Origin of the sequence: Paenibacillus sambharensis, assembly GCF_003233845.1 — a bacterium.
GTDB lineage: Bacteria > Bacillota > Bacilli > Paenibacillales > Paenibacillaceae > Paenibacillus_I > Paenibacillus_I sambharensis.
Map to the genome: position 1 here is coordinate 1 of NZ_QKRB01000017.1, position 645 is coordinate 645.

General features: G+C 49.9%; 1 protein-coding gene. It reads right to left on the reverse strand.

What is annotated here, in order from left to right; translation table 11 throughout:
• Nucleotides 1-95: 95 nt before the first annotated feature.
• Nucleotides 96-362 carry a hypothetical protein gene (locus DNH61_RS02235; RefSeq protein ID WP_111145076.1) on the reverse strand — a complete coding sequence of 89 codons (267 nt, stop codon included), beginning with the start codon at nt 360-362 and terminating at the stop codon, nt 96-98.
• Nucleotides 363-645 lie beyond the last annotated feature (283 nt).

A 645-nucleotide genomic window follows, 5' to 3' on the forward strand; every position in this document is an offset into this window, starting at 1 on the left:
AGAAAAATTAAAGAAATAGAGTGTTTCATCGGATTTTATTTTAGTTCTGTAGGAAGACTGGTGCCCGGGTGCTGATCTGGCAGCTCCCGGCACTACTAAGAGAGGGGCGCAGCCAATTCAGGCTCACCCCTCCGTTCCATCCATAACTCCCATGCAACGCTCATAAACCTCTGAAACAAATCCATCTGCTCCACTTCTCCGCCAATCCTGTCCATGGACTCCGGCTCGTGATCGTGGAAGTAGGCCTGTTGGATCTGCTGCTTGGGGTCTATAATCTGCTTGCCGCCCCCTCCCGCTGCTGTACGCAGGCAGCAGCTGTATAACCACCGGGAAGTAATCCTGCAGGAACTTGCCCTCCACATGCGAGGTCAACGCGATCATCTGGGAGCCCAACTGTTCCGCGATGTAGAAGACAGGGCTGAGCACATGGTCGCTCGAAGCCTTGCCGAACTACAATCAACCATACTCAGACTAGAAGCTATGTAAGGAAATTGAATGGCGGGTTCCTTGGCTAAAAACAAATAAAACTTTCATGACCCTTTCTGGCTCACAGGCTATGATGAAAATGTCATCATAGTCTTTTTTCTCTTTCTGAAATCCTTCATACTAAGGGTGAACCGGCCAGTTCGTGGCTTTTTGCGGTGG

Bases quoted from the DNA above. Each gene is read 5' to 3' on its own strand.
- DNH61_RS02235 (WP_111145076.1), bottom strand. From the start codon at position 362: ATGTGGAGGGCAAGTTCCTGCAGGATTACTTCCCGGTGGTTATACAGC.